The sequence below is a fragment of the Cohnella yongneupensis genome, from assembly GCF_042655785.1.
Classification (GTDB): Bacteria; Bacillota; Bacilli; order Paenibacillales; family Paenibacillaceae; genus Cohnella; species Cohnella yongneupensis.
This window is the reverse complement of sequence record NZ_JBHSNC010000006.1, coordinates 108,691-115,069: the sequence shown is the minus strand read 5'-3', so window position 1 is coordinate 115,069 and position 6,379 is coordinate 108,691. Positions and strand designations below refer to the sequence as shown.

General features: G+C 53.6%; 5 protein-coding genes. All 5 read right to left on the bottom strand.

From position 1 onward, the window contains the following. Positions 1 to 2,554 (bottom strand): hypothetical protein (locus ACFPQ4_RS02075; protein ID WP_378110068.1); only part of this gene is annotated, 2,554 nt, incomplete at its 3' end. Positions 2,555 to 2,735: 181 nt separating this feature from the next. Beyond that, positions 2,736 to 3,107 (bottom strand): VOC family protein, encoded by a 372-nt coding sequence (locus ACFPQ4_RS02070; protein WP_378110067.1) that lies wholly within the window; start codon positions 3,105 to 3,107, stop codon positions 2,736 to 2,738. Beyond that, the gene (locus tag ACFPQ4_RS02065) at positions 3,104 to 3,430 is read right to left on the bottom strand and encodes a luciferase domain-containing protein (RefSeq protein ID WP_378110065.1); all 327 of its coding nucleotides are present in this window, start codon (positions 3,428 to 3,430) and stop codon (positions 3,104 to 3,106) included. The genes ACFPQ4_RS02070 and ACFPQ4_RS02065 overlap by 4 nt, the downstream gene beginning before the upstream one ends. A gap of 11 nt (positions 3,431 to 3,441) precedes the next feature. Next, positions 3,442 to 3,891, bottom strand: coding sequence for a MarR family winged helix-turn-helix transcriptional regulator (locus ACFPQ4_RS02060; RefSeq protein WP_378110063.1), 450 nt, complete (start codon positions 3,889 to 3,891; stop codon positions 3,442 to 3,444). A 98-nt stretch (positions 3,892 to 3,989) separates the two neighbouring features. Next, positions 3,990 to 6,269: an ATP-dependent DNA helicase gene (locus ACFPQ4_RS02055; RefSeq protein WP_378110062.1), complete on the bottom strand. Its 2,280-nt coding sequence runs from the start codon at positions 6,267 to 6,269 to the stop codon at positions 3,990 to 3,992. Between the last annotated feature and the right edge of the window lie 110 nt (positions 6,270 to 6,379).

Here is a 6,379-nt window from a genome sequence, read left to right as displayed (position 1 = left end):
CTCGATCGGTAAAATAACTGCTAAGATCGACTGACACAAATACTCCCGAAGGATAGACAGCCGGCCCAGCAACGGCCTCCGGCGTAAAGTTTATCGCATACGTTTTGTCTGCGTACAAGCCCTGACTATCTGTCGCTCGCACCTTGAACGAAGCCGGCATCGTCGGCGTGCCGCCAAGATGCAGAGTCGATCCGTTAATCGATACAGACACTCCGCTTGCAGGATTTGGTGCTTGGATGATCGTAAACCCAACTATGTCGCTCGTGCCGTTTGCATCGAAGAAGCTCGAATATAAGTTGTCTATGCTCGAAGCATAGACGGCACTCGTCGGGTTATAGACGAACACCGACTGCGACGATAGCGCCTCCGGCGCCACATTTTGTCCGGCAAAGCTCACCGTGTTGAGCGCGGTGTAATAGCTGAAGCCGTCAGACGCCCCGATTTGCAATTGATAAGGCGCGACGCTTTCGCTCCAGACGTTCAAAATGCTGCCGCTTATCCAAATCGAGTGCTCGTCGTCGATCGGTGTTACGTAATAGTTCAAGCTGTCTCCGTCTCGATCGGTAAAATAACTGCTAAGATCGACTGACACAAATACTCCCGAAGGATAGACAGCCGGCCTAGCAACGGCCTCCGGCGTAAAGTTTATCGCATACGTTTTATCTGCGTACAAGCCCTGACTATCTGTCGCTCGCACCTTGAACGAAGCCGGCATCGTCGGCGTGCCGCCAAGATGCAGAGTCGATCCGTTAATCGATACAGACACTCCGCTTGCAGGATTTGGTGCTTGGATGATCGTAAACCCAACTATATCGCTCGTGCCGTTTGCATCGAAGAAGCTCGAATATAAGTTGTCTACGCTCGAAGCATAGACGGCACTCGTCGGGTTATAGACGAACACCGACTGCGACGATAGCGCCTCCGGCGCCACATTTTGTCCGGCAAAGCTCACCGTGTTGAGCGCGGTGTAATAGCTGAAGCCGTCAGACGCCCCGACTATAACTTGAGCCGGAAGCGTTGCATCGCCCCAAACGCTCAGGACGCTGCCGCTAATCGCAACCCAATGTCCCACGCCTTCCATCCCCGCCAAAAAGTAGGTTAAAGCATCTCCGTCTCGATCGATGAAGTAGCTGCTCAGATCGACCGTCGTTGGCGAGCCGGTTATGGCGATCGTAGGCTGTGCGCCTAAAGACTCCGGCATGAAATTAACCTTGTACGTTTGGTCGGCGAACTGTCCTGCGCTGTCGGTAGCGCGCACGACGAACGAAGCCGGCATCGTCGGCGTGCCGCCAAGATGCAGAGTCGATCCGTTAATCGATACAGACACTCCGCTTGCAGGATTTGGTGCTTGGACGAGCATGAACCCGACCAAATCGCTCGTGCCGTTCGCATCGTAAAAACTCGAGTACAGGCTGCTGACGCCGGAAGCGTAAACGGCACTCGTCGGGTTGTAGACGAACACCGACTGCGACGATAGCGCCTCCGGCGCCACGTTCTGTCCGGCAAAGCTCACCGTGTTGATCGCCGTGTAATAGCCGTCAGAGGCCCCGACTATAACTTGAGCCGGAAGCGTTGCATCGCCCCAAACACTCAAGACGCTACCGCTGATCGCAGCCCAGTGCCCCACGCCTTCCACGCCCGCCAACAAGTAGGTTAATGCATCTCCATCTCGATCGATGAAGTAGCTGCTCAGATCGACCGTCGTTGGCGAGCCGGTTATGGCGATCGTAGGCTGAGCGCCTAAAGACTCCGGCGTAAAGTTAACCTTGTAAGTCATATCTGCGAACAAGCCTTGACTGTCTGTCGCTCTCACCTTGAACGAAGCCGGCATCGTCGGCGTACCGCCTAAATGCAGCGTTGTTCCATCGATCGATACCGACACGCCGCTAGCCGGGTTAGGCGCTTGGACGATATTAAACCCAACTAAGTCGCTCGTGCCGTTTGCATCGAAGAAGCTCGAATACAAGCTGTCTACATTCGAAACATAGACGACGCTCGTCGGGTTGTAAACGAACACCGATTGCGACTGCAAAGCTATCGGCGCATAATTAATCACGACCGATGAGGATGCAGGATATAAAACCGGCCCAAGGTTATTGAGCATATTGCTAATATCGCTCACAAGCAGTGAGGAAGTATTGGCATTCAAATACTTTACGATATCGCCGATATCCAGCGTCTTATCGGCACCTGAATCGACGACGTTAATTACGAAAGTCTGGGTCACGGATCCGCTGTTATCGTTAAAAGTCAAACTTAAAAAAGTACTGCCCTCCTTGAGAGGTTCAATCGTCAGTACGTTTCCCGCGCTCGATGTAATACTAATAATGGCTCCATTATATCCGTTAGCTTGTAAAATATATTGATCGGCAATATCCATCTTGAATTTCTTCCCAATAGGAATCGTCAGATAGGTTACGGGCGTGTAATCGGATGATTTCGCCGATGCCTGATGGATAAACGGGGAAATCTGCTGGGTTAAAACCATAGCCATCGATACGATGATATTCGTTTTTCTAGCAATACCCCTACTTATTTTTCGCCTAATTTTCATCTTATGCCCTCCGAAATCACTAGACTCCTAGGACTATTATCGGCTATTTGTATGGGAAATTTAGGATTTTAGGCGCGGTTTGTTAAAATATCCCTAATGATGCGATAAAATCGGATAAAAAAAGAGCAATAGCGACAGACCGCCATGCTCTGCTTCTCGCCTATAATTTTAATCCCGTCCGCTAACCCCGATAATAAGAAAGCACCCAACAAACCCCGTTCCGATCCGTCACGACGCCAAGCAGCCCGTTGAAGGGCGCCTTATACGCTTCCGTAACGACAACTCCGCCCGCTGCCAGCCCTTCATACACCTGATGAAACTCCTCTTCCGCCTCGATTCGCAAGAAGACTCTCACATTGTCGCCTTTCGCCGATGGCCTAGCCGCTTGGGTGTCGGCGAAAGAGATTTTGCTGCCGCCCAGTCGGATTTCCGCGTTAAGAACCTCGTCCCCTTGCTTCCTCAGCACGACAACCTCGCCGCCGAATAACCCTTGATAGAAGCTAAGCTGATCTTTGCAGTTATCTACCGCGACGAACGGATTGGCTATGATCATGGTTTCGTCCTCCCTTTGGTCAAACGCTCATAATTCATTCGCAATATTTCTAAAGCGCCCGCGACTTCCGCCTCCGAATTCAAATAGATCGACACCCACCCCGATTCGGGGAAAATGTGATGGGGCTCAGCTTTGCCGGCAGCGACGCATTCATCGCGCATCGCTTTCGACAAGGGTGCGTCAACGAGCTGATCTCCGTGGAGATGCCCGATTTCCTTGCCTTCGAACGCAAATTCGATTCCGCCGAATCGATGGGGCTCCACCGTTACTCCCGCCCAAGATAACAACGCTTCGGTCAAGATGTCCTTATTGCTCGCGCTCATGGATTAGCCTCCTATTGGCTCACATTGCGAAGCACTTTCTTCAATAGATCCAGTAACAGCGCATACTCCCCATCCGCTAGGCCCATGCGGGTTTTGTCTTTCACGCGGCTCAGCGCCTCTTGAACGTCCGGAATAACCGCCTTGCCCGCTTCCGACAACTGCAGCAAATGGTACCGATTATCCGCCGGATCGGGTTCCCTCCGCACGTAGCCTTCGGCCTCCAGCTTCGCGATCGCCTTCGCCGTCGTCGTTTTATCGATCAACAGCTCCTCGCTTAGCGCCTTTTGCGTCGTTCTCCCCTGACTTGCGATCGACATCAGGAAGATGTATTGCCCGCTTCCGATACGATAAGGAGCCAGCTCGGCCGCGATGAGAACCTGCATATGGCGATAAATCGCCGAAATGTACTTTCCGTGAGACTCCACGGAATGGCCATGCGGCACCGCCCAATCGTCTTTCATTTTCCCTCACCCCTCAATAGGATGTTATTGCAACTAATTGAAGTATATGCGAGGTAGAATGCTATTGCAACTAATTTTCCCATAAAATGTTTCTGCGCCTATCGCCACTCCTCCGGCAACAGCCGCGAATAACGCGGTTCCAGATAGCGATCGTCTATGAGCATGAGAACGCCGCGGTCGTGCTCCGAGCGAATAAGCCGGCCTCCGGCCTGCAGCACCTTGTTGATTCCAGGGTAAACGTACGCATAATCGAATCCGTTCTTGCCCTCGCCGGCAAAATATCCGCTGATCAAATTCGGCTCCAGCCCCAGCTTCGGCATTCCCGTTCCGACTACCGCCACGCCGGTAAGCCGGTCTCCTACCAAATCGATGCCTTCCGAGAAAATGCCGCCCATGACCGCAAAACCGATCAAGCTCCCCTCTTGCCCTCCGACGAACGCACCTAAGAAGCGTTCCCGCTCCTCTTCCGCCATGTTCGGCGTTTGCAATAACGTTCGGATTCCCGTGGCGCCCTCGATTCCCTCCATGAAGGCTTCGTAAATCACGTTCATATAAGCGTAGGAAGGAAAGAAAAACAAATAGTTGCCGGGACGCTTATCCACAGTTGCCCGAAGCTTCGCCGTCAACCGATCCTTTGTCGCGGCACGATCAACGTATCTAGTAGAAAGCGGCACGATCTCAAACTCCCATTGCTCCTTCGCGAACGGAGAGCCAAGCGTGACCGAATAATCTTCTTCTCCCGCGCCCAGCATGTCCATGTAATAACTCAGCGGAGATAGCGTCGCCGAGAAGAAGACGTGCGCCCGAAACCCTTTGCCCATCTGCTTCAGCAGGCTCGACGGATTCATGCAAAACATTTTCAGCCGGACGTCATTCCGATCCAGCTCGGCGTAAGTAACGTAGCTGTCGTCATACAGCTTGCCGATGCGAATAAAGCTCAAAGCCGAGAAATAGACGTCCAGCAGCCTCTCGCTCGTAATCGTCCCGCTGGCCAACGCCTGCTCCGCAACGGCAACGAAACCCTCGACGAGCTCCAGCAGCTTCGCTGGCGGCTCCTTCGACACGTCTGCTTCGCCGACAATGCGTTTCTTAAGCTCGATGAACCACTTGTTCACCGCTTTGGCAGCCGCGCGAACGTCTTCGCGAACGCCCTTGAATTCCCGCTCCAGCTCGAGAAAATCCCTCTTCTCCAACGCCGCCGAATACATCTCGCGGGCGCGATCGATCAGATTATGCGCCTCGTCCACGAGCAGAACGGTGCCCTGCTTGCGCTCTCCGGTCAACCTTTTCAACGATACCCGAGGGTCGAACAAATAGTTGTAGTCGCAGATGACGGCATCCGCCCCATAAGCTGCGTCGAGCGACAGCTCGAAAGGACACACCGTATGCTTCCGCGCGCAGCTCTCTATGACGTCCCGGCGGATTAGCGTATCCTGCTCCAACAAGTCCATGACGGCACCGTTAATCCGATCATAGTAACCGTCCGCGTACGGGCACGCCTCGGGCCGGCAATCGACCTGATCCCGAAAACAAATCTTCTCCTTAGCCGTCACCGTGACCGATCGCAGGTTCAGCCCTTGCTCCTTCATCAACGCAAGCGCGTCCTCCGCCGCCGTTCTCGTAATCGTTCTGGCCGTTAAGTAAAAGAGGTGCTCGATCTTGCCTGCGCCAATCGCCTTAATGGCCGGAAACAGCGTGGATACGGTCTTCCCAATGCCCGTCGGCGCTTTGGCGAACAGCTTGCGCTTCTCGTCGATCGCCTTATAGACGGACCCGACCAGCTTCCGTTGGCCTTTGCGGTAATCCTTAAAAGGAAACCCGAGCTCGCCGATGCTGTCGTTCCTGAGTGTGCGGTTCCGAACCAACAGCTTAGCGTATGGAGCGTAGCTTTCAACGAGTTGTTCCGCGAAAGCCGACAACTCAGCTAACGTAACCTCCCGCTCGAACCGCCGCTGCTCCTCCGTATCTATGCGGACGTAGGTCAGTCGGACCCGCAACCACTCAACCTCGTTTTCGCGCGCGTACATGTAGGCATACAGCTTAGCTTGTGCCCAGTGAACGAGAGGGGCATCCGCTTCCAACATCGACAGGACGTCCCGTTCCGTCGACTTGATTTCATCTATCGTAATGCCGCCGTTTGCGTCAACCAGCAAACCGTCGCAACGTCCATCCACGACAAAGAGGAGATCCCCACAGGGAATCTCCGCGCTTAAATAAACTTCCTTCTGATCCGAATCGCCGTACTGCTTCTGTATTTTCTGATGCGCCTTCGTCCCGCCCGGCAGCGTGCTGGCCGTCCGAAACCCGGAATCGATGCTTCCGCTTGAACAGACGTACTCGACAAGGCTTCTAACCGATAGGTTGACGATATCCGGCATGGGCTCAAAGCCTCCGAGAAGAACATTTGTTCCTCTATTGTACCGGTAAACCCTTGCCAAGTACAGCTATGTATCGTTGCTCGAAACCCGGCATGCGATTTGCTCGACTT

Excerpts from the sequence above, each read along its gene's own strand:
- ACFPQ4_RS02070 (WP_378110067.1), bottom strand. The coding sequence starts at position 3,107 with ATGATCATAGCCAATCCGTTCGTCGCGGTAGATAACTGCAAAGATCAG.
- ACFPQ4_RS02065 (WP_378110065.1), bottom strand. The coding sequence starts at position 3,430 with ATGAGCGCGAGCAATAAGGACATCTTGACCGAAGCGTTGTTATCTTGG.
- ACFPQ4_RS02060 (WP_378110063.1), bottom strand. The coding sequence starts at position 3,891 with ATGAAAGACGATTGGGCGGTGCCGCATGGCCATTCCGTGGAGTCTCAC.
- ACFPQ4_RS02055 (WP_378110062.1), bottom strand. The coding sequence starts at position 6,269 with ATGCCGGATATCGTCAACCTATCGGTTAGAAGCCTTGTCGAGTACGTC.